Annotated in this window: 26 protein-coding genes; 13 read left to right on the top strand and 13 right to left on the bottom strand. The window is 51.8% G+C overall.

Annotated elements, in window-relative coordinates:
- The first annotated feature begins 66 nt into the window (after positions 1-66).
- The 7 genes from QME66_01950 (at position 67) to QME66_01920 (ending at position 6517) form a co-directional block, all read left to right on the top strand.
- Positions 67-1374 carry an FAD-dependent oxidoreductase gene (locus QME66_01950; GenBank protein ID MDI6807730.1) on the top strand — a complete coding sequence of 436 codons (1308 nt, stop codon included), beginning with the start codon at positions 67-69 and terminating at the stop codon, positions 1372-1374.
- 70 nt (positions 1375-1444) lie between these two features.
- On the top strand, positions 1445-1756 hold the full coding sequence (locus QME66_01945; GenBank protein ID MDI6807729.1) for a 4Fe-4S dicluster domain-containing protein: 312 nt from the start codon (positions 1445-1447) through the stop codon (positions 1754-1756).
- A gap of 104 nt (positions 1757-1860) precedes the next feature.
- The gene (lpdA, locus tag QME66_01940; GenBank protein MDI6807728.1) at positions 1861-3285 is read left to right on the top strand and encodes a dihydrolipoyl dehydrogenase; all 1425 of its coding nucleotides are present in this window, start codon (positions 1861-1863) and stop codon (positions 3283-3285) included.
- Entirely contained in the window at positions 3285-4238 is a 954-nt protein-coding gene (locus QME66_01935) for a GNAT family N-acetyltransferase (GenBank protein MDI6807727.1), read from the top strand. Before lpdA ends, QME66_01935 begins: the two co-directional genes overlap by 1 nt.
- A gap of 173 nt (positions 4239-4411) precedes the next feature.
- Positions 4412-4714: a nucleotidyltransferase family protein gene (locus QME66_01930; protein ID MDI6807726.1), complete on the top strand. Its 303-nt coding sequence runs from the start codon at positions 4412-4414 to the stop codon at positions 4712-4714.
- Positions 4704-5045, top strand: a complete 342-nt coding sequence (locus QME66_01925; protein ID MDI6807725.1) for a DUF86 domain-containing protein — start codon at positions 4704-4706, stop codon at positions 5043-5045. Before QME66_01930 ends, QME66_01925 begins: the two co-directional genes overlap by 11 nt.
- Positions 5042-6517 (top strand): choice-of-anchor Q domain-containing protein, encoded by a 1476-nt coding sequence (locus QME66_01920; GenBank protein ID MDI6807724.1) that lies wholly within the window; start codon positions 5042-5044, stop codon positions 6515-6517. Before QME66_01925 ends, QME66_01920 begins: the two co-directional genes overlap by 4 nt.
- Before the next feature lie 9 nt (positions 6518-6526).
- Here QME66_01920 and QME66_01915 read toward each other — a convergent pair whose 3' ends face one another.
- The 10 genes from QME66_01915 to QME66_01870 form a co-directional block, all read right to left on the bottom strand.
- Complete coding sequence (locus QME66_01915) at positions 6527-8947, bottom strand: hypothetical protein (protein ID MDI6807723.1); 2421 nt, start codon at positions 8945-8947, stop codon at positions 6527-6529.
- A 2-nt stretch (positions 8948-8949) separates the two neighbouring features.
- Positions 8950-9096 (bottom strand): hypothetical protein, encoded by a 147-nt coding sequence (locus tag QME66_01910; GenBank protein ID MDI6807722.1) that lies wholly within the window; start codon positions 9094-9096, stop codon positions 8950-8952.
- A 40-nt stretch (positions 9097-9136) separates the two neighbouring features.
- The gene (locus tag QME66_01905) at positions 9137-10600 is read right to left on the bottom strand and encodes an NADH-quinone oxidoreductase subunit N (protein MDI6807721.1); all 1464 of its coding nucleotides are present in this window, start codon (positions 10598-10600) and stop codon (positions 9137-9139) included.
- Complete coding sequence (locus tag QME66_01900) at positions 10600-12156, bottom strand: NADH-quinone oxidoreductase subunit M (protein ID MDI6807720.1); 1557 nt, start codon at positions 12154-12156, stop codon at positions 10600-10602. Before QME66_01900 ends, QME66_01905 begins: the two co-directional genes overlap by 1 nt.
- A gap of 222 nt (positions 12157-12378) precedes the next feature.
- Entirely contained in the window at positions 12379-14298 is a 1920-nt protein-coding gene (gene nuoL / locus QME66_01895; protein ID MDI6807719.1) for an NADH-quinone oxidoreductase subunit L, read from the bottom strand.
- Complete coding sequence (gene nuoK / locus QME66_01890) at positions 14292-14594, bottom strand: NADH-quinone oxidoreductase subunit NuoK (protein ID MDI6807718.1); 303 nt, start codon at positions 14592-14594, stop codon at positions 14292-14294. The genes nuoL and nuoK overlap by 7 nt, the downstream gene beginning before the upstream one ends.
- 41 nt (positions 14595-14635) lie before the next feature.
- Entirely contained in the window at positions 14636-15127 is a 492-nt protein-coding gene (locus QME66_01885; protein MDI6807717.1) for an NADH-quinone oxidoreductase subunit J, read from the bottom strand.
- A 1-nt stretch (position 15128) separates the two neighbouring features.
- Complete coding sequence (gene nuoH, locus QME66_01880; GenBank protein MDI6807716.1) at positions 15129-16097, bottom strand: NADH-quinone oxidoreductase subunit NuoH; 969 nt, start codon at positions 16095-16097, stop codon at positions 15129-15131.
- Positions 16098-16107: 10 nt separating this feature from the next.
- Positions 16108-16572, bottom strand: a complete 465-nt coding sequence (nuoE, locus tag QME66_01875; GenBank protein ID MDI6807715.1) for an NADH-quinone oxidoreductase subunit NuoE — start codon at positions 16570-16572, stop codon at positions 16108-16110.
- 68 nt (positions 16573-16640) lie between these two features.
- Positions 16641-17012, bottom strand: a complete 372-nt coding sequence (locus QME66_01870; protein MDI6807714.1) for an NADH-quinone oxidoreductase subunit A — start codon at positions 17010-17012, stop codon at positions 16641-16643.
- A 232-nt stretch (positions 17013-17244) separates the two neighbouring features.
- Here QME66_01870 and QME66_01865 point away from each other — a divergent pair, with 232 nt between their 5' ends.
- The 3 genes from QME66_01865 to QME66_01855 all read left to right on the top strand — a co-directional run bounded on the left by QME66_01865 (position 17245) and on the right by QME66_01855 (position 18321).
- Positions 17245-17370, top strand: coding sequence for a transposase (locus tag QME66_01865; GenBank protein ID MDI6807713.1), 126 nt, complete (start codon positions 17245-17247; stop codon positions 17368-17370).
- Positions 17371-17436: 66 nt separating this feature from the next.
- Complete coding sequence (locus QME66_01860) at positions 17437-17823, top strand: integrase core domain-containing protein (protein ID MDI6807712.1); 387 nt, start codon at positions 17437-17439, stop codon at positions 17821-17823.
- Positions 17824-17826: 3 nt separating this feature from the next.
- Positions 17827-18321: a T9SS type A sorting domain-containing protein gene (locus QME66_01855; GenBank protein MDI6807711.1), complete on the top strand. Its 495-nt coding sequence runs from the start codon at positions 17827-17829 to the stop codon at positions 18319-18321.
- A 135-nt stretch (positions 18322-18456) separates the two neighbouring features.
- Here QME66_01855 and QME66_01850 read toward each other — a convergent pair whose 3' ends face one another.
- The gene (locus QME66_01850; GenBank protein ID MDI6807710.1) at positions 18457-19311 is read right to left on the bottom strand and encodes a diguanylate cyclase; all 855 of its coding nucleotides are present in this window, start codon (positions 19309-19311) and stop codon (positions 18457-18459) included.
- On the bottom strand, positions 19312-20754 hold the full coding sequence (locus QME66_01845; protein ID MDI6807709.1) for an oligosaccharide flippase family protein: 1443 nt from the start codon (positions 20752-20754) through the stop codon (positions 19312-19314).
- A 121-nt stretch (positions 20755-20875) separates the two neighbouring features.
- Here QME66_01845 and QME66_01840 point away from each other — a divergent pair, with 121 nt between their 5' ends.
- Together QME66_01840 and QME66_01835 are read left to right on the top strand one after the other, a co-directional pair.
- The gene (locus tag QME66_01840) at positions 20876-21535 is read left to right on the top strand and encodes a YbbR-like domain-containing protein (GenBank protein MDI6807708.1); all 660 of its coding nucleotides are present in this window, start codon (positions 20876-20878) and stop codon (positions 21533-21535) included.
- Positions 21536-21715: 180 nt separating this feature from the next.
- Positions 21716-21994, top strand: coding sequence for an HU family DNA-binding protein (locus QME66_01835; protein MDI6807707.1), 279 nt, complete (start codon positions 21716-21718; stop codon positions 21992-21994).
- Positions 21995-22100: 106 nt separating this feature from the next.
- Here the strand turns inward: QME66_01835 and QME66_01830 are convergent, their stop codons facing one another.
- Positions 22101-22787, bottom strand: coding sequence for a zinc metallopeptidase (locus QME66_01830; GenBank protein ID MDI6807706.1), 687 nt, complete (start codon positions 22785-22787; stop codon positions 22101-22103).
- A 228-nt stretch (positions 22788-23015) separates the two neighbouring features.
- On the opposite strand from QME66_01830, the gene nth reads away from it, so the two are divergent.
- Entirely contained in the window at positions 23016-23672 is a 657-nt protein-coding gene (gene nth / locus QME66_01825) for an endonuclease III (protein MDI6807705.1), read from the top strand.
- Positions 23673-24005: the final 333 nt, after the last annotated feature.

Raw genomic sequence — 24005 nt, 5'->3', positions numbered from 1 at the left:
CAGAGTTGAGGCTACTAATAGGGAACTACCTTAATCTTCCTCTCCCACTCGTGGGAGAGGACTGAGGTGAGGGTGGACGAGAAGTTCGATTGCATAGTCGTCGGAGCAGGTCCTGCCGGCATCGCCGCAGCATTCACCCTTGCAAAGGCGGGGCTTCAGGTTGTCGTCCTCGAACGGGGAGAACGCCCCGGCTCGAAAAATGTCATGGGTGGCGTTCTCTATTCCACCATCCTCAACAAGCTCGTGCCTGAATTCTGGAAAGAGGCGCCGGTCGAACGGCATGTAGTAAGAAAGAAGTTTTCTCTTCTCGGGTCCCAGACCGAGACGGCATTTCTGTTTAGTTCCGAGGCATATAACGTCCCTCCCTACAACAACTCATTCACGGTCCTGAGAGGCAAGTTTGATGAGTGGTTTGCCAAAAAGGCGGAAGAAGCCGGCGCGATGGTTTTTCCTGGCGTTGTTGTGGATGACCTGATTTCAGAGAATGGAAAAATCGCCGGCGTACGATGCAGGGGAGAAGGAGGGGAGCTCAGAGCTGATTGCGTCATCTGTGCCGAGGGGGCGAACTCACTTCTCGTGCGGAAACTTGGTCTGAGGCCAAAGTTTGAAAGCGACAAGATGGTCGTGGGCGTGAAAGAGGTGCTGGGACTTCCAAGAGAAGTGATCGAAGACAGGTTTGCTCTGGACGGGGACGAAGGTTGTGACTACGCGTACTTCGGAGATGCAGTTCAGGGAAGTCTTGGAGGAGGATTCATCTACACGAACAAGGACAGTCTTTCAGTCGGAATCGCTTGCTCTATCCGCTCCGTTGAGAAACAGCACATAAGGCCGTTTGAGCTCATCGAGCATTTCAAAAACCACCCGTGTGTCAGGAATCTTCTGAGAGGCGGAGAGCTGCTTGAATACTCAGCCCACATGATTCCGGAAGGCGGGGTGAAGCATGTGACGAAGCTTCATGCACCCGGGTTCCTGGTGGTCGGAGATGCCGCCGGATTTGTGAATCCTTCCTTCTACCATGAAGGCTCAAATCTCGCGATGGCTTCCGGTGTCATGGCAGCCGAGACAGTCATCGAGGCGAAGAAGAAGGGAGATTTTTCGGACGCGGTGATGCAGCTCTACAAGGAGAAACTTGACAGCAGTTTTGTTATGAAAGACTTGAAGAAGTTCAGCAGAATCCCTGAATTTGGTCACAAGAATCCGGAATTGTTTCAGAAATATCCGAACATTTTCGGCGATCTCTTGACTGAGCTCTTCGCCGTTTCCGAAACGCCTAAGTCAGAAGTCCAGAAGGATGTGGTCGGACGTTTCCGCAAGAATATTGGTCTTCTCAGGTTTGGAAGAAAGCTCTGGCAGCTTATGAGGGCAGCCAGGTAATGGGCAATGCAGAATCGCTCTCCCCCTGGGGGAGAGGATTGAGGTGAGGGGCACAGTGAGCGGAGGATGAATGGATTTCGGTGAGTTCCTGAAGCCGCCAAAGAAATCAACGCTTGAGGATAAGCTCTTTCTTGTGAAGTTCAAGGTGGACAAAGAGCCTCACCTCAAGATAATCGATTCCAACGTGTGCACAACGGTTTGCAAAGAGCAGGGATGCCTCTACGTGTGTCCCGTGCAGAACTACACCCTCCAGGATGAAAAGGTGAATCTTTCATGGGAGGGGTGTGTTGAATGCGGTTCCTGCCGCGTGACGTGCAAATTCGACAACATAGATTGGAAATATCCACGAGGTGGGTTTGGAGTACTTTTCAGACTCGGATGATGTGAAGACCCCCTCACCCTGCCCTCTCCCCTTGGGGGAGAGGAATTCAAAGGAGAGGATTAAGGTGAGGGGAAGCAAAGGAGGTTTTCCTGAAAGAATTTGATCTGGTCGTTGTGGGTGGCGGGCCGGCCGGCTACGTTGGTGCCCTCAGAGCTTCGAGACTCGGCATGAAGACTGTGCTGGTCGAAGAAAGGCAAATCGGCGGCGTGTGTCTCAATCAGGGATGCATACCCACGAAGACACTTCTTGCCACGGCAAGAGTCCTGTCGCATCTGAAGGAAGCCGAACGCTTCGGGATTTCTGGCCGGATTGAAGCACAAATAGATCTCATGAAGCTCAGGTCACGAAAAGAAACCGTCGTGAAGGGAGTCGTAACCGGAGTCGAAAATCTTCTCAGGAACTCGGGCGTGGAGGTAATAAGAGGAAGGGGAACGCTTCTTCCAGGCAGGAGACTTCACATATCAGGAGGTTCCGGCAAGGAAGGAAGCTCTGAAGCTGAAATCCAGGGTGGGAAGATTCTTCTTGCAGTAGGTTCAACCTCCATGGGGCTCCCCGCGGCGCCTTTTGACGGGAAAGAAATTGTCTCCGCCGAGATGCTTTTGGATAAGTTTGAAATCCCCGGTGAGATTCTTATAGTGGGTGGGGGAGCAATCGGCTGCGAGTTTGCACAGATGTTCTCGGCATTCGGCTCGAAGGTTTATCTGGCAGAGATGATGAAGAACCTTCTTCCGGGAATGGATAAAGAGCTTTCTGAGCTCACCGAGAGGGAGATGAAGAAGAGAAATGTGGAGCTCCTGCTGGGCGAAAAATTGGAAAAGACTTCAAGAGAGGGAGATAACATCGTCTCCAAGTTTACAAGCGGGAAAAAAATCAAGGCGAAGAAAGTGCTTCTTGCTCTCGGAAGGCAAATACTTGGCCGTGGGATCGGGCTTGAGGAAAAAGGAATATCCTTTGGAGGAAAAGGAGAGATCAGGGTAGATGAAAGATTCGAGACGGCAGGCGAAGGTGTTTTCGCGGCGGGCGACTGCATTGGACGAGCGATGCTTGCACATGCTGCTTCAATGGAAGCCATCTGCGCCGTTGAGAATATTGCCGGCAAGAAAAGAGAGCTCGACTACTCGCTTGTGCCAAACTGCATTTTCATGGAGCCGGAGATTGCAGCCGTCGGAATGACAGAAGATGAAGCCGCTGCAAAGGGTTTTCAGACGATCCCGGGCCGCTTTCTGACCAGGGGACTGGGAAGAGCCCATGCAGACGGTGAACTCTCGGGTTTTGTCAAGGTCTTATCCGACAGGAAGACCGGGAAAATCCTTGGAGTTCACGTGGCTTCGTCCAGAGCGTCGGAATTCATTCACGAAGCAGCAGTCGCGATGAAATGTGGTATGACTGCGAAAGAACTTGGCGAGACCGTCCACGCTCATCCGACTTTCTCGGAGGTCTTGATGGAGGCGTGCCTCGACGTGTCCGGTGATGCAATCCACAAGCCTGCCCCTCGCCTTGGTCCTCTCCCCAAGGGGGAGAGGAAATGATGATTGAACTCAAGGTTGAGAAAGACTTCGAGACATACAGTCAATTTCTCGCCGACCCCAAAGCCACTGTCTTCCACTCGGTAGAATGGCTGAAGTTTGCCTCAGAAAGTTTCCCCGGTTCGTCGTTGGAGGTGTTTACATTCCTGAAGGACGGCAAGCCGATGAGCGTGATCCCCTCTCTCAGAAGAAAAGTCGGGCCATTCAGGTTCAGCTATTCACTCCCCTGGGGAACCTATGGGAGTCCGTTGTTCCTTGAGCCGGCCGGCGCGGATGACCTGTGGGCGATGCTTTCCCTCCTCGGAACAGCCAATACGCACCGCGTGTACCTAGTAGATTTCTGGAATCGCCTGCCGCAAGTCCCGAATTTCGTGAGACAGGAGCTAATCACGCACCTTATCGAACTTCCCGAAAATTATGAAAACCTCTGGGAGAAAGTTTACGACAAGACACAGAGGGAGACACAGAGACAGGCAAGGAGAAGAGATTGCGCGGTCCACAGAGTGTCAAGCGAAGATGAGTTGAAAGAGTTTCACACACTTCATGCGAGTCTTATGACAAGGAAAAAGGCGGAGGCATTCTCGCTGGATTTCTTCAAACGGCTTCTCAGGGAATTGGGCCCCAGCGGAACTGCATGCTTCTATCTGGTGAGAGTCGGCGGTGAACCGGCAAGCTGCGTTGTTGTGATTGCGGGAAAGGAAATGGCGGTCGCCTGGATTGCCGGCGGAGACAACAAATTCTTGTGGAACAGACCACTCAACCTTATGTACGATGCTGTCCTTCAAGACCTGATTTCGAGGAAGGTGAGACTTTTCAATTTCGGGGCATCTCCACCCGAGGCTCGCGGATTGAGAAGCTTCAAGGAGAGCTTCGGCGGGAAACCCTACTCCTACTTTGTCTTTGACAGAAAGAAGTTCTGGCTCAAACCCCTGCTTGCGCTGAAGAAACGTGGCTGATTAGCCACAATCCCGGGAGCAACCACAGTAAGCGAGACAACACCCCGCTGGAGAAAACAAGAAAGTTGCTAGTAGGCAAATCGCTGGTTACAATCCAGTGGGAGTTTCTGCAACGTTGGCACCTTGTGTCCAGAATGCAGTGAAGCCATGGAGGCTCGATTCAGAGTGTTGATATGCGTGTGAGAATGACAAAGGAAGAGATCAAGCGGATTTTGTCAGCAAATAAAGAGGTCCTGAAAAGATACAAGGTGGAATCTATTGCGCTCTTTGGTTCCTATGTCAGAAACGAGCAGAGAGAGGACAGTGACATAGACCTCCTTGTAGAGCTCAAAGAACCAACCTATGACAATTTCATTAATCTTGTTTTCTCTTTGGAAGAACTGTTCGGGAAAGACGTGAATTTGATTCTTGAGGGCGGGTTGAGTCCCTACATCGAGCCTTACGTGAAAAAGGAGGCAGAACGAATTGAAACATGACGAGGTCTTCGTAAAGCACATACTTGAAGAAGTGGACTTCATTTTGGAAAAGAGTAAGAACTTGGAATACGAAGTTCTCCTGAGAGACGAAACTCTGAAGAGAGCGTTTTTGAGAAGTCTGGAAGTGATTGGAGAGGCGGCCAAGAATGTCTCTCCTGATTTTGCGAAAACTCATTCGGAGATCGAATGGCGAGCGCTAGCTGGTCTGAGAGACAAGCTGATACATCAATATTTCGGTGTGAAATTGGACATTGTCTGGGATGTAATCAAAAACAAACTGCCCAGGCTAAAGGAGCAGATTGAAAATATCGGCAGGAGTTATGGGGTATGATCCGAACACTACTCGTCACGACTGTAACTTTCCTTCTGTGCTTCTCTCTCGGCTGGGGGGCTCTGGTAACCCCTATGGGTGCCAAAGCTCCATGCAGAATCACTTGTGCGTCGGGTACCTTTCCTCCCGGATTTGCCCGGAACCATAGCACGGGCAGTATTGAAGGAAAGCCCACCGAATCCGGCATATTGAGATTGACCCTCCATCTGGCGGATACTCGTGGCGCAGGAAGAACAACTTCGGGAAAAGTTAATGTCAAAGTTGGGAGAATCCTCACTGTTGGGGAGCACGGAACCTTCAATGGCTTCGAGGGAATCCAGATGGCGTTGAATGCGGCACAAGACGGGGATGAGATAAGAGTTGAGCGCGGAGTCTACGGGGGGACAGGGCTTCTTGTTCCAGAAAACAAGGTTTGGCAGCATGGGATCAGAATCTCGGGCGGGTGGGATGAAACCTTCAGAGAGGCAACCAAGGATGCGGGAACTACAGTTCTTCAGGGGAAAGGTGGAGAAAATAGAATTCTTACCATATCTGAGTCGATTCACAGAGGGAAAGTGATTCTAGAGAACCTGACCTTCAGAGATGGCAGTGGAGGGGCAGTGAAGACAGTGAGCGTGACACCGACTGTTTTCATTAACTGTTCTTTTGACTACAACTCCGTTACAGGCTCTAAGCTTGATCTCTCAACTCGAGCGCTAGCCTACATGCAACTTGGGAGTGGTGGTGCGGTTGAAGGGAGCGCGAGTTTCACTGACTGCATGTTTTGGAAGAATTCGGCGGAGCACTACGGTGGTGCTGTGGACGGCGATGGGACTTATGCGAACTGCACATTCGTTGGGAATTCGGCAGGTTTCGGTGGTGCGGTGTCTGGGAGTGGAACTTTTACGCGTTGCGTCTTCAAGAACAACTCGGCTTCTGGCGCAAAGCAAGTTGAGGCCGGAACAGGTCTTGGACTGGGCGAGAAGTACGTTGGCATGGGTGGCGCAGCGAAGGGTGATGGGTTTTTTGTTTCCTGTGCCTTCGCGCGTAATTCAGCTGATCACGGAGGAGCGGCGAGCGGTAGCGCAACCTTCATCAACTGTACTTTTTGTGACAACAAGGCGGAAGACAAGGGAGGTGGAATTGAAGGTGGAGGTAGTGTCATCAACAGTGTTTTCTACAAGAATGTTGCTGCTGCAGAAGACAATGATATTGCGGCGACATCCAACATAGACATAGATTTTTGTCTCCTCAACTACCTCGCGGGAGCAGCGGATTATGGCCACAACAACATCATGGGTGATCCGAAATTCGTTAACGCGGAGAGCGGTGATTTGCACCTGCTCGCCGATTCGCCTTGCATCAACGTTGGCAGCTTATCCCCTGAATTGAAAAAGAGACTCGGAAAGCTCCTCCTTGATCTTGATGGCAAGCCAAGAGTTGTCGGTGGCAAAATAGACATGGGAGCCTATGAGTGGCAAGGTCAACGTTAGTCCCGGCAGCTAGTTCTCCAGCTTGAAACTCTTGAAGGTGAGTGAGCCATTGCTCTTTCCGCCCGGGCGCGGCGCCGCCACCAGGACAATCGAATCAGCATCCTTGAGGGAGAAGCGCTTAGTTCTGAAGTCGGGGTTAGTGATGTCAACTGAGCATACACGCTGGGCAGAGCCAGTGGTCTGAGATTGGACGGCCTGCCCCGGTGATCGGACACCTGACGGCATTTCCGTCTGCTGCGCGCCGATTGAGACCATCTCCACCGTTTGCTTCTGGTACTGCTTTGGGTTCTCCGCCTTCAAATACACGTCGAGCTTGAGGTCGCTCAGGTCCCCCGAAATTGTGAACGTGAGTTTCCGGTACGGACTGAGAGAATCCCATTTGAGGTATCTCCCGATCTCGAAGTATTGTTCCTTCCCTTCCTCAAAGGAAAAATCCACAGTGAAGCTCTTTTCTGCATAATTCCTGTGGATAGCCGCTCCTGCCCCGACTCTTTCGAATAAAAACCACTCAGAGGGAGATGAAAAGTAGTCTTCGTGGTCTAGGTCGGGGACGGGAAGAGCTTGGTCAACGATGCGGTAAACCGCAACACCACCTGCATTGAGTTCACCCCAACTCTTCTCAAGATTGAAAAACTCCGGATGCTCGTTCATCCATGCAATCTCACGGTAGTCGTAAGCCGCATAGTATGGCCAGAGCAGAATATAGTCTGCTTTTCTCTCCCTGAGTTCGCCCATCCAACCGAAGAAAGTCTCCGCGTGCGGAACGTTGGGATACCAGGTCCGGCGGGGGGAAACGTAGAAAACCCTGTTCTCTGCTCTCTCTCCGAAGAGCGGAGCAATAAATTCCGGCTGGCAGAAGGTGATTCCGGCTCCGGACGGCGCATTCCTGCTTATCCACTCGACCGCCTGTCCGACTGCTCCAAACTCCTTGTAACCGGAGTAATTCCAGGAACCTCCGTTTTCATTTCTCGCATCCAGGGCAGTCTTGAATCTCATGAAGATATCCGGCATGGAGAATAGGCAGGAGATGAGTATGGCGATCGAGGCTAGTCCGATGGCCGTACATCTTGCGCCTTTCTTGAGGTTTGAAACTACATACAGAAACGAAAGGTATGCTATTCCGACGAGGAAAATGACAAACCTTGGATGAACTATCGGATGGATTGCCACAAAGAGGAGAAAAGCAAGAAAGAATGAAAGGATGACGGACAGAAGAAGCCAGTTTCTTTTCTTCAATGAAAGAGCAAGTGCAAACGGAATGCTCACGTAAGCAAGAAGGAACTGGATTCCGAATCCATTGTGAGCTGAGTATGTGCCGAGGCCGCGGATACTCTCCCTGAAAGGAAACGCAAACCATCCAAGTTTTGTCGCAACGAACATCCCGACCAGGTTTTCAGGCGTTGAGACCTGCTCGATTCCCTGAACAAGCACAGACTTTCCTAGCGAGATTGAGTACGGAAAGATGGGGTTTCCAGTCTGTACGGCATTTCTCACATACCAATATCCTCCGAAGATAATTGCGAGAAGTGCGGCTAGACCCAGCGATTTGATGAGACCGGGTATCCTCTCCCGGCTTGAGAAGAAACCAAACATAAATACAAGGAAGAGGGGCGGAAAGAAAATGAATGCGCCGGGTTTCGAGCCGATGAGGAGGCCGGCGGCAATCCCTGAAAGAACGAGGTAAAGATTGCGCGGCTCAGAGAAATACATAAGGAGAAAAGCGAGACATGTCAGATAGAATGCGGAGACTATGCAGTCCACCATAGGAGTTGCGGACTGCAGGATTACGATGGGAGTGAGCACAAAAAGAGGTATTGCAAGCCTGCCCCGCATTCCGAGTTGAGACGCGGCTGCGTACAGGGACAGCGCGGCCATGAAAGTGAACGGAATCTGAACGAGATTGAGGAGCCTCACGCTGCCGCCGAGTAGAAAAATCCACAGCCCGAACAGCTCTCCGCCCATCGGATAGTAGAAGGCTGCACCGGGAAGCGGCGGCACGATAATCCTTCCTTCCTGCGCCCAATAGAAAATCGCCGGGAGGTGATACGTGTTCGCATCGCCCTCCCCGGTCGGAACGAGATAGCCATATATGCCAATGAGGACGTAAACGAGGCCGGCAAGGCAGATGAGAATAAGGGCATGAAGTTCGCGAGGCGGTTTTACGGTTTTCCGGTCACCAATCCTGGCGCGCAGCCGGTAAGCGGCGAAGCCAATGAACGCCGACAGAATGAACGTTCCCAGAAAAACCGGAATTGGATTGAGGAATCCGGGCACACCAAGAGCTATTTCCACAAGAGTTATCAAGGCCGCCAGCACTAGAGATGATGTCAGAAGCCGCTCAGACAGGCGCGGTATTTGGCTGCGAAAGCCCAGGTAAAGTGGAAGAAAAGACAGAATGGTCCCGGCAGCTACTTTGACAAGGGGAAACAAGACTATCGCCTCAACGAAATAACTAGCTGTTCAAACAGCCGGAAAATGTCTTTGTGCAGGGCCAGGTAAACGGCTGCGCTGAGGAAGAGCACCCCCACGCAGAGCCAGCTCAGCCATCCAGAAAGGGCTTCGTTCTCTTCTGCATTCATGACTGTCTCCCAATCATTGAAGCGGAAGACGGCACAGCGGCTAACGCAAGAAGCTCACGATCTCTGATGCCCTGAACAGGAATGCCTCAGACCCGAGATGAGGGAACAAGCCCAGAAGAAGGACGCCGAGGAGTGAGATGAAGACTACCATTCCTATTGAGGAATCTACTTTGAAAGGTGCAGCTCCTTCTGCGGGTTCTCTCATATACATTAATACAACGACCCTGAGATAGTAGAACACTGAGATAACGCTGTTCAGGACGCCCGCCACCGCGAGCCAGACGTATCCCGATTTTACTGCAGCGCCAAAAACATAGAACTTCCCGGCGAAACCGGCGGTAGGCGGTATGCCCGACAGGGCTATCATGAAGACTGCCATTGAGAATGCGACCAGCGGATTGGTCTTCGACAGTCCCGAAAAGCCGGTGAGAGCATTTGCGGGAATGTCCCTTTTTTCAAGCAAGAGCACAATTGAAAACGCACCGATACTCATAATTGAGTAAACGAGAAAGTAGAAAAGAAGCGGAGCGTTTCCTGCGCCTTCGAGCGAGATTACTCCGACCAGCATATACCCCGCGTGCGCTATGCTTGAGTACGCAAGCATTCTCTTTATGTCCTCCTGGGCTATCGCCAGGAGGTTTCCGAATGTCATCGTAACAAGAGCAAGGATTGCCAGAACACTCTCCCAGGTGTAGGGCAGCTCAGGAAACATCCAGGCCAGAATTCTTGCAAGTGCGGCAAAACCTGCAACCTTGGGACCTGCCGAGAGAAACGCAGTGACGGGGGTCGGTGCGCCTTCGTAAACATCGGGAATCCACATGTGAAAAGGAACCAATCCAACTTTGAATCCGAGGCCAACAAGAATGAGTCCGAAACTGACAAAGGAAGCGGTCTGCCCGAATCCGCCCAGGAAGGTTTCTTCCCGAACTCCGGCCAAAGAGAAAGTCCCGGTTGCTCCGAATGCAAACGCCATTCCGTAGAGAAAGAAGCCGCTCGCAAATGCGCTCAGGAGAAAAAACTTGAGAGAGGCTTCGTTGGATCTCGGGTCGCGTTTGTGAATTGCGGTGAGTGCCCACAGCGAAATCGAAAGAAGCTCAAGCCCCATGAAGACAACAAGAAGATCCCTGGCGGAGGCAAGGAGATTCATGCCGCAAGTCGAAAACAGAATGAGCGAGAAGTATTCGGGAGAAGGAATTCTCTCCCTTTCAACATATGGTCTCGAGAAAATTGCAACCAGGAAAGAGCTGAGAAGAAAGACAGCCCTCGAGTACGTAGAAAAACTGTCCATGAAAAGAAGCGGCAGCCTGTCTCCGCTGACAAGCCGGAAGTCGCTCGCCAGAGAGAGAGAAATCCCGGACAGGGCGATTGTGAAGAGAGTCAGATAGAGTGTGAGATCGGGAGATTCTCTCCTCGCGAAGACGCAGAGAAGAACAAAAATCCCACCAAGGGCAAGTATGAGCTCGGGAAGGAGCAGCTGAATTTGGATCGGTTCCAGTACCTGCATCAGTCTTTCCTCATTGAATCAATCTTTATCCGGGAGAGAAGTTCCGTATTTTCTCTTGCAGAATCCGCATAGCCGACCGTTTGGACTCTCTCAAGAAGGAGCCTCACCGACGGCTCGATTCTTGAAAGAAGCGTTGTCGGAAATATCCCTACCCAGAGAGTGGCGACGGCGGTTGCGATAAGAATAACCTTCTCTCTCAGGTTCAAATCCGCTACGTGGCGATTCTCGTCTTTCGTGATTGGGCCGAACATCACTCTCTGAAACATCCAGAGCATGTAAACTGCCGCCAAGACAACACCGGTGGCAGAGAGAACGGCAAACAGAACTCTTGCCTTGAAGACACCCACAAGAATAAGAAACTCGCTGACGAATCCCCCAAGGCCCGGCAAGCCGATTGAAGAAAGTGTGATTATCAGGAACAGAACTCCCAGATTGGGAACTGACTTCCACAGTCCTCCATAATCTTCAATCATCCTCGTGTGCCGTCTCTCATAGAACATACCGACGATCAAAAACAGGGCGCCGGTTGCTATTCCGTGATTGATCATCTGAAGAATGGAGCCTTCGATGCCCTGAATATTGAGGGCAAAGATTCCAACAACGGCAAACCCAAGGTGACTCACGCTTGAAAACGCCACCAGCCTTTTCACATCTTTCTGCACGGTTGCGACAAGGGCCCCGTAGATGATCCCGATTATCCCAAGAATCGAGATGAACGGAGCAAGTTTGGTAGCAACAACCGGGAAAAGCGGCAGAGACAGGCGGAGGAATCCGTAAGTCCCCATTTTTAGAAGCACGCCTGCGAGAATCACACTTCCTGCGGTCGGCGCCTCAACGTGCGCATCAGGAAGCCAGGTATGAAATGGGAAAACCGGGACTTTTATGGCAAAGGCGATGAAGAAGGCAAGAAACAGCCAAAACTCAACCCCGTATGGCAAAGGAAGGCCGTAGAGATCAAGAATGCTGAATGTCCTGATTCCGGTCAGCGAGTAGTTGAGAAAATGGAGAGCAAGAATCGCGACAAGCATGAGCACGCTGCCGGCCATTGTGTAAAGTATGAACTTGACGGCGGCATAGATTCTTCTGGGACCTCCCCACATTCCGATCATGAGGTACATCGGTATGAGCATAACTTCCCAGAACACGTAGAAGAGGAAGAGGTCAAGCGAGAAAAAAACGCCAATCATTCCGACCTCAAGGAGGAGCATTGCAATCATGAATTCCTTCACTCTTTCCGTGATGGCCGTCCAGGTGGAGAGAATCGAAAGTGAGGTGAGGAATGTGGTGAGGAGAACGAGAAAAAGGCTTATGCCGTCAACGCCGAGGAAATAAGTTACTCCCCACGCGGGAATCCAGGGGAGCCTCTCGACAAGCTGCGGACCCCCGATGGAGGGTTTGAAATAGGCGAGGAGAATAAGAGACAAGACAAACTCTGCCAGGGAGAAAGCGAAAGCAGCCGTCTTTATCCTGAATGGCTTCTTCGAGTCCATCGGAAGAAGAAGCACGATGGCCGCAAGCGGAAAGAACGTAAGAACCGAAAGGATAGGGAAAGTCATCGCACTAGTCCCTCATCTCGGGGCAGTGAGCCACGAGCCGGCTTTCGCGGGAAGGATGGGGAACCCATCCTGGCGAGCAAGGTGGGGATACCCAGCCCTTTAGAGGCTGGGAGGGGCAAGGATTCCCCACCCGGCTAGCCACTGGATGGGTCATCCTGGAGCGGAGCCGACGAGGGCTCATTGCTCCGAGAATAAGGCCAAGCTGCAATGTCACGTCTTTTCTCATCTCGTTAGCAGATACCAAAGGAGGACCGACGCTCCGCCGGACATGTACAGTGCATACCTGTGGACATAGCCGGATTGAAAAACCCGGAACAGTTTGCTGAACGCTTCAATAATGCTTCCGACGAGATTCACGATTCCGTCAATCACACGGTTGTCTATGAATTTCCAGAAAAAGTCTGACATCCCAAGGAGCGGCTTGACAATCGCGGCTCCGTAGATCTGGTCAACGAAGTACTTGTTGAAGGCAAGGTCATAAGCCGGCTTGAGCCTTTCCTTTATTCTCTCTGGAACGAGAGGAGACCTCACATAGAACCTGTGAGCGATGAGTATGCCTGCAATTCCTGCGGCAAGAGAGACTGCCATCAGTAAGACCTCAATGTGGACGAGCGGTTTAGCCGCCTCCAACGGTTCCTGGAAAAGTGGTGACAGAAAGTTCTTGAGTACGTTTGCGTGCTCTATCAACGGGAGCCCGACAAACCCGCCGATGAGCGAAAGGACACCAAGCGTGAGAACCGGAAAAGTCATGCTGCGTGGCGCTTCATGCACGTGCTCTTCAGCACCGCTTCCCCCCCGGAGGTTTCCCGCAAACGTGAGGTAGAAAACTCTGAAAATATAGAATGACGTCAGGAATGCCGTGAAGAGGCCGATTGCCCAAAGGACGAAATTTCCTTTTTCCCAGGCGGCGAGGAGTATCTCATCTTTGCTGAAGAAGCCTGCAAAAGGGAAGATTCCTGAAATGGCCAGAGACGCCGAAAGAAAGCTCACATAGGTTCTCGGAAGGAGAGCTCCCAAGCCGCCCATTCTTCTTACGTCCTGCTCTGAGTGAAGAGCATGAATCACACAGCCGGCTCCAAGAAACAATACTGCCTTGAAAAACGCGTGCGTCATAAGATGGAAAATGCCTGCACAGAAGGAACCCACTCCGCACGCTAGGAACATGTAGCCAATCTGGCTTATGGTCGAGTAGGCAAGGACTCTCTTAATGTCGTTCTGAACAAGCCCTATTGTGGCCGCAAAAAGCGCCGTGAAACCGCCAACCACCGCCACCACTGAAAGGGAAAACGGCGAGAGGAGATAGAGGACATGGCATCTTGCCACCATGTAAACCCCTGCAGTCACCATTGTGGCAGCATGTATGAGAGCGCTCACCGGCGTCGGTCCTTCCATGGCATCCGGGAGCCAAACATATAGCGGTATCTGAGCCGATTTCCCCGTCGCCCCCACGAAAAGGAGAAGCGTAATCGCAGTCATGATGCCTGAGCCGACATCGAATCTTGAGCCAGCTAACTTAAACACCTCGCCGAAGTTGAGCGTGCCGAAGAAATAGAAGATGGCGATCATTCCTAGCGTGAAGCCAAAATCGCCGATCCGGTTCACAATGAATGCTTTCTTTCCGGCATCCGCAGCGCTCTTCTTCTCGAACCAGAACCCTACCAGGAGATAGGAACATAAGCCGACCAGCTCCCAGCCCGCGAACATGAGGGCGAAATTGTCGGACAAGACAAGCAGAAGCATCGAGAAGATGAAAAGGTTCAGGCAAACGAAGAACCTTCTGTACCCCGGGTCTCCTTCCATGTAGCCGGTGGAATAAACGTGAATCAGAAAACCGACGCCGGACACGATAAGAATCATCACAATGGAAAGCGGGTCAATCAGAAGTCCGAAAGCCGACGAAAGCTCTCCCGACCTGATCCAGTTGTAAAGCACAAGCTCGACTGATCGTCCGTCAGGCGGAAGCGTAAGGAGCTGCTTGAGCAAAATCAGAGAGAACAGGAATGAGAGGCCGACCGAGCCGCATCCGATGATATCGATTACGCGTTTCTTCGGGCTCCTCACGAAAACACCGTTAAGAAGCACGCCGAGGAGGGGAAGAAGGAGGACTGCCCAGGCAAGCTGAAAGGTCGCGGTTGTCACCATTTCATCTCGCTCGCAGAGTCAACGTCCACAGTCCGTCTTCTCCTGAAGAGAACGACTATTATTGCAAGTCCAAGGGCAGCCTCGGCCGCAGCCACGACCATAACGAAGAGAACTATGATCTGGCCGTCGGATACTCCGAAGTGTCTTGAGAATGCGACGAGCGCAATGTTGACTGCATTCAGCATCAATTCGACTGCCATAAACACGACGATTGCGTTTCTCCTGACAAGAAAGCCAAGAACGCCCAGCGAGAACAGGGCTGCGCTCAGGATAAGGTAATATTCGGTCGGCACCATTGTCTATCCCTCTTCCTTCCTGAACACAACTGGCGCGGCAATCATGATCCCTCTTTCTTAACTACGACCACTGCTCCAACAATTGCAGCGAGAAGAAGCACGGAGGCAATCTCAAACGGAAGGAAGTACTGAGTGATGAGCTTCGTGGAAAGCACTTCAATACTTTCCGATCCGCAGCCGGCAGACAGCGATTGCCCTCTTGTGACTATCTTTCCGGCCGCAAGAAGTTCGAGACACACCAGGAGCACGACCGGAACAGCGACAAGAAGCTGGTGATAGATTCTCCCCTTTTTCTGTTCTCTCACGCTGAGGAGCATGATCACAAAAAGGAAAAGCACCATTATCGCGCCTGCGTACACTATCAACTGAAGGACGGCAACGAACGGCGCGTCAAGAAGCAGGAAGACGACGGCAACAAGAAAGAGAGTTGCTATGAGCGAGAGTGCGCTGTAGACGGGATTTCTCTGCACGATGACCATCAGTGCAGACAGAATCGAAAGACCGGCAACGACGATGAAGATCAGGAGCTCCAAATTATTGTCCTCTTCCCGCTAGAAAGAACGCGGTCGCAATGACGTTGAGTACCCCGATAGGGAAAAGCACCTTCCAGCCGAATTTCATAAGCTGATCGTATCTGAGTCTCGGAAGTGTCGCCCGGATCCAGACAAAAACAACGAGAAGGAACAAGACCTTTATCCCGAACCAGAAAGGCGCCGGGAGGAAAGGTCCCAGCCAGCCGCCCAGGAAAAGAGTCGTAGCTATACAGGCTGCGGCTATCATGTTCGTGTATTCTGCGATGTAGAACATGGCAAACCTGAGGCCGCTGTATTCGGTGTGGAATCCCGAAACAAGCTCTGATTCCGCTTCAGGCAGGTCGAACGGCACCCTGTTTATCTCAGCGATGCTTGAAATAAGAAACAGGGCAAAGGCGACGGGCTGCTTGAATGCGAACCACATGTTTTCCTGTGACTTGACGATTTCGACAAGACTGAAGCTCCCGCTCAGGAGCACGACGACTACTACCGCCAGGCCAACGGACAGCTCGTAGCTGACCATCTGTGCAGACGACCTCAGTCCGCCCAGGAGCGGATACTTGCTGTTCGACGACCAGCCTGCAAGTACGATCGCATACACCCCGAGAGAAGTCACTGCCAGCACATAGAGTATCGCCACGTTTATATCTGTGAGGTAGAGGCTCGGGCCGAAAGGCACAACAGCGAACGTCAACAGAGCGGTGATAAATGCAATCACTGGTGCAAGCAGGTGAAGAAATTTATCCGCCTGCGATGGAAAGATGTCTTCCTTGAAAAGGAGCTTCAAACCGTCCGCGATCGGCTGAAGAAGTCCGTATGGGCCGACCCGGTTCGGGCCATACCTGTATTGAAAACGCCCGATGAGTTTTCTTTCGACCAAGGTCATGTAGGCCATGCCGCCCAGGACGACTCCAATAAGGATTAGGCACTTCAGAAGAAGGACAGCCAAAAAGAGTATTGTGGCGTTCATAGGCGAGTGGCTATTTCAATTCCTCAATGATCTTCTTAACCTTTTCGGGAGTCAGGCTTTCGTAATACTCGTCATCTATCTGCATCACCGGCGCCGTGTCACATGAACCCAGGCACTCCGCCGTTCTCAAAGAGAATTTCAAATCCGGGGTTGTCTCCCCGACTTTGACCCCAAGAAGAGATTCGAGAAACTCGATGATCGATTCGGCGCCCAGAAGGGAACACGAGAGATTTCTGCACACGGTTATGATGTGCCTTCCCGCCGGCTTCCTTTCGAACATGCTGTAGAATGAAAGGACCTCATAAACCTGTGCGGGGGTCAGCTCGAAAACGGCTGCAACTTCCTTCACGGAATCGTCGGACACGTGGCCCTGTTCGGCATGAACTGCATGAAGAGCAGGAATGAGGGCAGACCTCTTCTCGGGATATCTTGCGATGAGGACTTTGACCTCGTTGATGAGTTTCTCAGACAGCACAGCTTTTTCCCCTCAAACAGAGTCCAAAGGAATGCCTGCGGAGGAGAATGCGAGATCCCACCAAGATCTCAAAAGGGCTCAGACCACTCAAGCCCTCTTCTCCTCAGAGCATACAGATAGCCAACGATAAGGACAAAAGCAAAAAAGAGCATTTCCCAGAATGCAAACGGGGCGACCTTCCGGAAGACAAGAGCCCACGGATAGAAAAAGACGACTTCGACATCAAGGATGATGAAAAGGAGGGCAGTGATATAGAACTTTACCGAGATTCTCCCCCTTGTGTCTCCGACCGGATCGAGTCCGCATTCGTACGGGGAGAGCTTGGCCTGCGTAACGCGCCTCGGGCCCAGGAATCTCGCGAAAATAATGCAGATAATGGCAAATGCGAGGAGTATCAGCGAAAAAACCAGAATCGGGAAGTAGTCATGTGCAACTGCCACCTGTAACCTCCTCAGAGACCTGTGATTGACTTCACAGGCAGTGGAAATTATCACACACAAAATGCATTGTCAACGAATCAGGAGGAGGTTGTACAGCCAATCTAGAAATGTCCGCTTTTCATGTTCGAGCTGTTGGTGCTTCTTTTGCCTTTTGTTGGTAGGTATTATACTGCTCCCCTCTTGAGTGAGACACGGGGATAGTAGAGTATGGAGACTCAAGACAGGAGGGGTCATGCCCAAGAGCAAGTATTCGGAAGAGACGAAGATATCGGTAGTGCTGGAAGGTCTGAAGAGCGGGACATCCATTGCCGAGTTGTGTCGCAGGCACGGGATTTCAGATGCGTTGTTTTATCGGTGAAGGGATCAGTTCCTGGAGGGCGGGAAGCGGGCGCTGGCGGGGAAGCTTGGGAGTGCGGACGAGGAGTTGAAGCGGAAGCGTGTTTATCGGCCGATGAGGAAAGCCGATCTCCTGGGGAGAGAGAAATGCTTTAAGCCTGAACGGCCGTTGAGGAAGAAGCCGAGGTCGGCGTCCGATTGCATGGCCGAGTGCCAGGTCTTGGGGATCGAGCAGATTTTTACGACCTATGACAATCCCAAGGAGAATGCCGATACTGAGCGTCTCATCCGGACCGTCAAGGAGGAAGCGATTTGGCCATATGAGTTCAGGACCCTTGAGGAGGCAAAAGAGACGAGCGAGGCTGGACTGAAGTTTTACAACAACGAGTACTGCCACTCGGCGCTTGGATACAAAATTCCGACGGAATTCCTGGCGGTGTACTTGAGACTTCAGAGTTTGAAAGACGCGGCCTAAGCGATGAAAAAGTCCAAACCAAGAATCACAACAAAGTGTCTCGCTTTTCGGGGAGCACTACAGTACTACCCCGTCATGGTCGAGGACGGATGCGGGGGAGCGATAATCGCCTGGCAGGATTACCGGAGCGGCACGAACTGGGATATCTATGCCCAACGCGTCCTTCATGACATGCCCCTTGTGGGTGTAGCTGGAGCCAATAGCATACCCGTTGAACTGGGTTTCCACGGAAACTACCCCAATCCTTTTGGGCGGACGACTGTCATAAGCTATGCCCTTCCCGAAAGGCAGCATGTCACGATCAGAGTCTTCAATATGCTTGGTCAGCAAGTCGCAACACTTGGGGATAGAGTGGAGGACCCTGGCTTCAAATCTGTGGTGTTCGATGCGGCCAATCTGCCAAGTGGAATCTACACGTACCGGCTCACGACGGCTCCTGGGCCGGGAGAATCAGGGACATCATACGTGAGCGTTAAGAAGATGCTTGTGGTGCGATAAGGCATTTGCCGTAGCGGCACTTCAAGAAGTGTTCGGCTGAGGTGGGCTGGGGGGTAATGTTTCCTGGTTGGAACGTTAAGGGCTGTAGTGCTTTCTCTTCAATAGGAGGAGGTTGGCCGGACTCCTTACCTAAAATCAGCCGGTGTATTCCATAAAACTTACGGCGTTCTTGGATGTTCCTTTTACCGAATACATAAGCTTGTCCGCATCCTCGATCATCTTGTCCACCGAAGGCGGCATCTTGATGTAGGTCACTACGCCTATACTGAGACTCACCGGCCAATGCTTTCGGTGGAAGATATTGGTCAGGCGGTTCTGGACCTTGGCAACAATGGCTCGCGCCGCCGCCTGATCGGCTTCAGGAAACAACATTGCGAACTCGTCGCCGCCGAGGCGGGCCACAGAATCGGTCTTCCTGATGTTCTTGCGAATCGTGCCGACGAGCGCCATAAGTAGCTTGTCCCCGACTCTGTGGCCGTGAGTGTCGTTGACCTCCTTGAAATTATCAATATCAAGATAGGCAATGCTCAAAGGATGATGGTAGCGTTCGGAACGGCTGATCTCGGCCTCGGCAATCTCTCCGAAGGCAAGTGAATTGAGCCCGCGGGTCAGAGGATCGATCCGGGCCAGTTGGTATTGATGCTGAAGGGCACGCCTGAGAGCCGATATCAGGACTGAGACGATGATCAGAAAGACCAGCCGGGAGAAGAAATTCCACGAATAGACGAGCAGGCCCGGGCCGACTCGTCCGGCTGCGAAATCAACGTAGAGCCAAATCCCCGCGTTGATTGCCGAGATCCCGATGCCTGCCATCCTACCTACAAACCAGGCGGTTATGGAGACGGGGATGAGATAGAGGAGAGAAAATGTGACATCAGGCCCCGTGTAGTAATCCAGGGCACCGATCACGGGCATCATTACCGCTGCGCACATAATCCAGATGATGCGATCAGTTTTGCTGACCTTGTGAACGCTCAGAAGCGATGCCATCTAGTCTCCCCGAATGCCGGGAATCTTGAGTCCTTTGAGGACGCCACTGACGGATACAAGCGGAGCGCAGATGATCGTGACAATGGCGAACTTCAGGATCAGCGAAGGAATTGGGGAAAGAGGCGGAACGAGAGAGGATGCCCCGAATGCGATCAGGCAGACGGCAAAGGCGAGGAGGTATTTTCCCCATGTATAGTTGATCGGGAAGAGACTTCTTGCCTTTATGTGATAAGAGACCGCGAGAAAAAGATGCGCAGAAATCAGTGCCAGCGCAGCACCGTAGGCGTGCAATCTCGGTATCAGGATGAGATTGAGAACTATGTTGATCGCCGCAGTTGCGAGACATGCGGGCGCAACGAATCCGGTTTTCTTCACTTGCAGCATCACATTCCCGGCCGGGTGGGACACGAGATAGAGGAACGGGGCCACAACGAGAAGCGGGACGATTTTTCCGGCCTTCCAGAAGGTAGCGTTGTGTGTCATTGCCCTGATAACTTCGAAGCTTCCGGTGGAGACAAATGCCGCAAGAATTCCTCCTGCCAGGAAGAAATAGAGCAGGGACTTTGCGTAGAAGTTCTTGAGTTCTTCGTCATTTTTTCTTTCGGCCGCAAATGAGAATGAAAGCGGCGTCCAGTAGAGCCCGATCGGCGTCAGGAGCACAATGTTGAGCAGATTCGCGAACCTGAAGGCAAGAGAATAGACGCCGACGGCCTCAGTTCCCAGATAATGATTGAGCGTGAACTTGTCAAACGAATCAAGCACGATGAAGGAGAGAGTGGAGAAAACGTACGGGAAACCCAGGCGGAAGAGCTCGCCCAGGCAGGACTTATCGAACGAAAACGATACGTATTTCTTTGAGTACACGAAAAGACCGGTAACGGTGATGAGGTAAGCGAGTATTGACGACTCGAAGTAACCGTTTACGCCTCTTCTCAGGACGCCGACAAAGATAAGCTTGAACGAGAAATCGAGAACAAAGGTCATGAGAGAGAAGAAGACGTAAAGTGCGGCTTTCTTCTCAAGCCTGAGCATGTGAAAGGGGACATCTTTCAGAACATACAGGACAAGGAAAATGCCGAGCAGGCGCGGAGTTCCCACCCATCTGGTCGTCTTGAAGATGTGTATCGCGACCGGGGTCGAGAAGATGATGAGAGCCAGACAGAGAATGGCGCTTGCAAAGAGATGCCATCCCCAGAGTGTTCCGAGAAGCGCTTTCCTCTCCTCCGCGGTTTTTTCATAGTAGAGCCTGTAGAGTCCGCTCACGAGGCCGACATTTGCAACGACTGTGAGAAAGACATTCAGCGTAAGAGAGAGTGAAATAATACCGTATTCAGACGGAGTGAGGAGATTCAAATAAAGCGGAAGGAGAATGAAGGAAAGAACAGACTGAGAGATGCTCCCGAATGAATAAGTGAGAAATTGCCTGACAGTCTCTTTTTTCATCTGGCCCGCTAGAATATATTCAGGCCCGACTAATGTCCAGTTTTTGAGAAGAGGCCGACGTGCGTCAGGTTCCAGCATGATTCCTTGACTTGGGCGTTGCCAGTGAATAGACTCTGGGATCATGTTGAGAAAAGCTCTTACCGAAAATCTCTCGATCAAGATCGCATCCATTCTTATCGCCCTTCTTGTCTACCTCCATGTGTACGGTGAAGCCGAACACGAATACGAACTGGGCGTACCCGTCAGGATTGAGCAGCTTCCTCAGTGGCTGAGCTATTCAGGGTATGTCCCGGAGAACGTGAGAGTAAAGGTCAGGAGCAGCGGCAAACAGCTCCTGAGACTCAAGATTAAGAGGGCGCTAATTCTGCTGGATTTGTCTCAAGCAAGAAAAGGGGCTTTTCAGAGAACGCTTGCCACGGACGATGTTCTTCTCCCGTCAGGGTCAAGAGCTGTCGTGACGGAGATTGTTTCACCGAAGACTATTGCACTCGACCTGGATGTCCGGGTGGAGAGACGAATCGTTGTGGAGCCTGTCATTACCGGCGAGGCGGCAGGAGGATTCTGGGTTTCGCGTAAACCCGATGTCCAGCCCGACACTGTCACTGTAGCCGGACCCGCAGAAGTCGTCAGGCGAATTGTCTCGGTCATGACCGAGCCGGTTGACATATCCGGAAGAGATGAGGCAGTTTCAAAGGAAATCGCCATCAATCTTGAGGGAAGACATATCCTCTGTACTCCCGATAGAGTGAAGGTGAGAGTCCCCATCGAGAAGAGAAAGTAGGCCGGGCTGCGAGCAGGGCGTAGCGCTCCTAACTTCTCGTGGAAAAAAGAATTGACTTGCTCCGGGGCGGGTGGTAGTTTGTCCGTTCGTAAATCCATGCTCTACTGGAATACCGGAAGTTGCTCTCTTGATTCAGACAAGAGCCAGGGAAATTTCAAGATTGAGAGAGGGGGTTTTGGTATGACGAAGGGAGACATTGTTGACCGCATTTCTGAGAAGACAGGCCTCCCCAAGAAGGATGTAGCGGATACAATTGACGGATTTCTTGAGGTGGTGAAGAAAGCATTGGTCGATGGGGATCACATCGAGATAAGGGGCTTCGGGACTTTCAAGGTGAAGGATAGAAAAGAGAGGCTTGCCAGGAATCCTAGAACGGGCGAGTCGGTTCCCGTGCCTCAGAGAAAAGTTCCGAATTTCAGATTTTCGAAAGAGCTCAAAACCGAGGTTGCAGGCAGCTAGCACGACTGCGGATAAGTCAAGACTCTCCGGGCCGAGAACCCGGAGAGTCTTTTCTTGTCTTGAAATTCCCCGGCAGAGGCCCGCAGGCCTTCCTGCCTTGCACGTCCTAGTTGCGACTCTGCCTCAAAGCAAGAAGCCGCAGGAGATTGAGGATGGCTGCAACTGCTGCGGCAACATAGGTCAGGGCAGCAGCATTCAGAACCTTCTTTGCAGAACCTAACTCGCCCTCAATAAGATACCCTCCGTTTTCGAGCTGCAAGAGAGCTCTCCGGCTCGCGTTAAACTCGACAGGCAGGGTAATAACCTGGAAAAGAACAACAATCGAGAAGATCAGAATCCCGAGGTCAATGAGCTGCATCTGACCCAAAATGAATCCCAGGATAACCAGCGGCACGGCAAGCCAGTTTCCGATGCTCACGACAGGAAAAATTGCATGCCTTGCAACAAGCGGGAAATACCGTTCGCTGTGCTGAATGGCGTGACCCGCTTCATGGGCAGCAACTCCTATGGCAGCAACCGAGGACGAGTCAAAGATGTTGGGAGAGAGCCTTATGACTCCCTTCTTGGGATCAAAGTGATCAGAAAGGAATCCCTGCGACTTTTCGACCTTGACATCGGTTATCTGGTTGTTGTGAAGAATCAGTGTTGCGATCTCCCGCCCCGTCTTCCCCTTCATGGACGGAACCTTGGAGAATTTTTCATAGGTTGCTCTGACTTTGTATTGGGCGTAGATTCCAAGAATGAGAGCCGGTATCAGCAGCACCATCGTAGGGTCATAGAAAAAAGGAAACATTATTTTTCACCTCCTGGCGTCTTACAACAGCAAATGCAGAGGAAAAGTTCCAGCTTTTCGCCTACTGTGATATGTTAGGTTACGGGTTAACTGCCTGTCAAGGTTGCCGGATTGTCTTTGAAACCTCTCCCCAGGAGGAGAGGTTTGGAGGGAATCGTGCCCCCTCACCCTACCCTCTCCCCAAGGGGAGAGGATAAAGGTGAGGGGGATTGGGGTGAGGGGGAGCGCATGGCACGTGAGTCAAAAAAGTCGAGGCGGACGAGGACATCAAAGATTCTGCGTACCCTTTCACGGCTTTATCCTGAGGCCGGAACTGCGCTCAGGCATGAGAATCCCTTTCAGCTCCTTGTGGCCACGATTCTGTCCGCCCAGTGCACTGATGAAAGAGTGAATACGGTCACGCCGGTTCTCTTCAGGAAATTCCCGGGGCCCGACGAAATGGCGAAGGCCGCTCCAGGAGAGATGGAGAAGATCATCAAGTCCACCGGATTCTTCAGGAACAAAACAAAGAGCGTAATCGGATCGTCAAAAGCCATCGTTGAGAGATTCGGCGGCAAAGTGCCGTCAACAATGGAGGAATTGCTGACACTGCCGGGTGTCGCCAGAAAGACGGCAAATGTCGTTCTCGGAAACGGCTTCGGAATCGCGGAGGGAGTCGTGGTGGACACGCACGTCCACCGGCTCTCAAACAGACTCAGGCTCTCGACACAGAAGGACCCCGTGAAGATCGAGCAGGATCTAATGCTGCTTTTCCCGAAAAAGGATTGGATAAAAATAGCCGACGTTCTCGTGCTTCATGGAAGAAGCATCTGCAAGGCGAGAACTCCGCTCTGCGGCAAGTGCGCAGTCAGGAAGGACTGCCCCTGTGCTTCTCATCTCAGGTGAGGGAAGGAATTCTTGTCCAACTGATTGGACCTCTTGACGAAGGTCGATCAAACGCGGATGACACAAGTGGATGGTGGGCCAAATCGAGAGATGGATTTGCGGAACTCAAGTTGTCGTGTCCGATCAACAGGGTTGGGTTGCTTGAAAGACTCCCCATCTAAGGTTTACGTATTTGGGGTTTCTTGCCTTCCAGGATGCCCGCAATTGTTCGCATCTGAGTTTCAGATACTACATAATATTGCGGCAAGAGCTTGGGCAAATCCTATTCAATTAGAAACTTCTGTTAGGGAAAGTTGAAAACCGGACTATTTAAGGTTCAAAACCGGACTTTTG

This window comes from Candidatus Eisenbacteria bacterium (genome assembly GCA_030017955.1).
Taxonomy (GTDB): Bacteria; Eisenbacteria; RBG-16-71-46; order JASEGR01; family JASEGR01; genus JASEGR01.
This window is presented reverse-complemented; position numbering and strand designations above follow the sequence as displayed.

Bases quoted from the DNA above. Each gene is read 5' to 3' on its own strand.
- QME66_01945 (MDI6807729.1), top strand. From the start codon at position 1,445: ATGGATTTCGGTGAGTTCCTGAAGCCGCCAAAGAAATCAACGCTTGAG.
- QME66_01935 (MDI6807727.1), top strand. From the start codon at position 3,285: ATGATTGAACTCAAGGTTGAGAAAGACTTCGAGACATACAGTCAATTT.
- QME66_01930 (MDI6807726.1), top strand. From the start codon at position 4,412: ATGCGTGTGAGAATGACAAAGGAAGAGATCAAGCGGATTTTGTCAGCA.
- QME66_01920 (MDI6807724.1), top strand. From the start codon at position 5,042: ATGATCCGAACACTACTCGTCACGACTGTAACTTTCCTTCTGTGCTTC.
- QME66_01910 (MDI6807722.1), bottom strand. From the start codon at position 9,096: ATGAATGCAGAAGAGAACGAAGCCCTTTCTGGATGGCTGAGCTGGCTC.
- QME66_01905 (MDI6807721.1), bottom strand. From the start codon at position 10,600: ATGCAGGTACTGGAACCGATCCAAATTCAGCTGCTCCTTCCCGAGCTC.
- QME66_01900 (MDI6807720.1), bottom strand. From the start codon at position 12,156: ATGACTTTCCCTATCCTTTCGGTTCTTACGTTCTTTCCGCTTGCGGCC.
- nuoL (MDI6807719.1), bottom strand. From the start codon at position 14,298: ATGGTGACAACCGCGACCTTTCAGCTTGCCTGGGCAGTCCTCCTTCTT.
- nuoK (MDI6807718.1), bottom strand. From the start codon at position 14,594: ATGGTGCCGACCGAATATTACCTTATCCTGAGCGCAGCCCTGTTCTCG.
- nuoH (MDI6807716.1), bottom strand. From the start codon at position 16,097: ATGAACGCCACAATACTCTTTTTGGCTGTCCTTCTTCTGAAGTGCCTA.
- QME66_01865 (MDI6807713.1), top strand. From the start codon at position 17,245: ATGCCCAAGAGCAAGTATTCGGAAGAGACGAAGATATCGGTAGTGCTG.
- QME66_01855 (MDI6807711.1), top strand. From the start codon at position 17,827: ATGAAAAAGTCCAAACCAAGAATCACAACAAAGTGTCTCGCTTTTCGG.
- QME66_01850 (MDI6807710.1), bottom strand. From the start codon at position 19,311: ATGGCATCGCTTCTGAGCGTTCACAAGGTCAGCAAAACTGATCGCATC.
- QME66_01845 (MDI6807709.1), bottom strand. From the start codon at position 20,754: ATGAAAAAAGAGACTGTCAGGCAATTTCTCACTTATTCATTCGGGAGC.
- QME66_01840 (MDI6807708.1), top strand. From the start codon at position 20,876: ATGTTGAGAAAAGCTCTTACCGAAAATCTCTCGATCAAGATCGCATCC.
- QME66_01835 (MDI6807707.1), top strand. From the start codon at position 21,716: ATGACGAAGGGAGACATTGTTGACCGCATTTCTGAGAAGACAGGCCTC.
- QME66_01830 (MDI6807706.1), bottom strand. From the start codon at position 22,787: ATGTTTCCTTTTTTCTATGACCCTACGATGGTGCTGCTGATACCGGCT.
- nth (MDI6807705.1), top strand. From the start codon at position 23,016: ATGGCACGTGAGTCAAAAAAGTCGAGGCGGACGAGGACATCAAAGATT.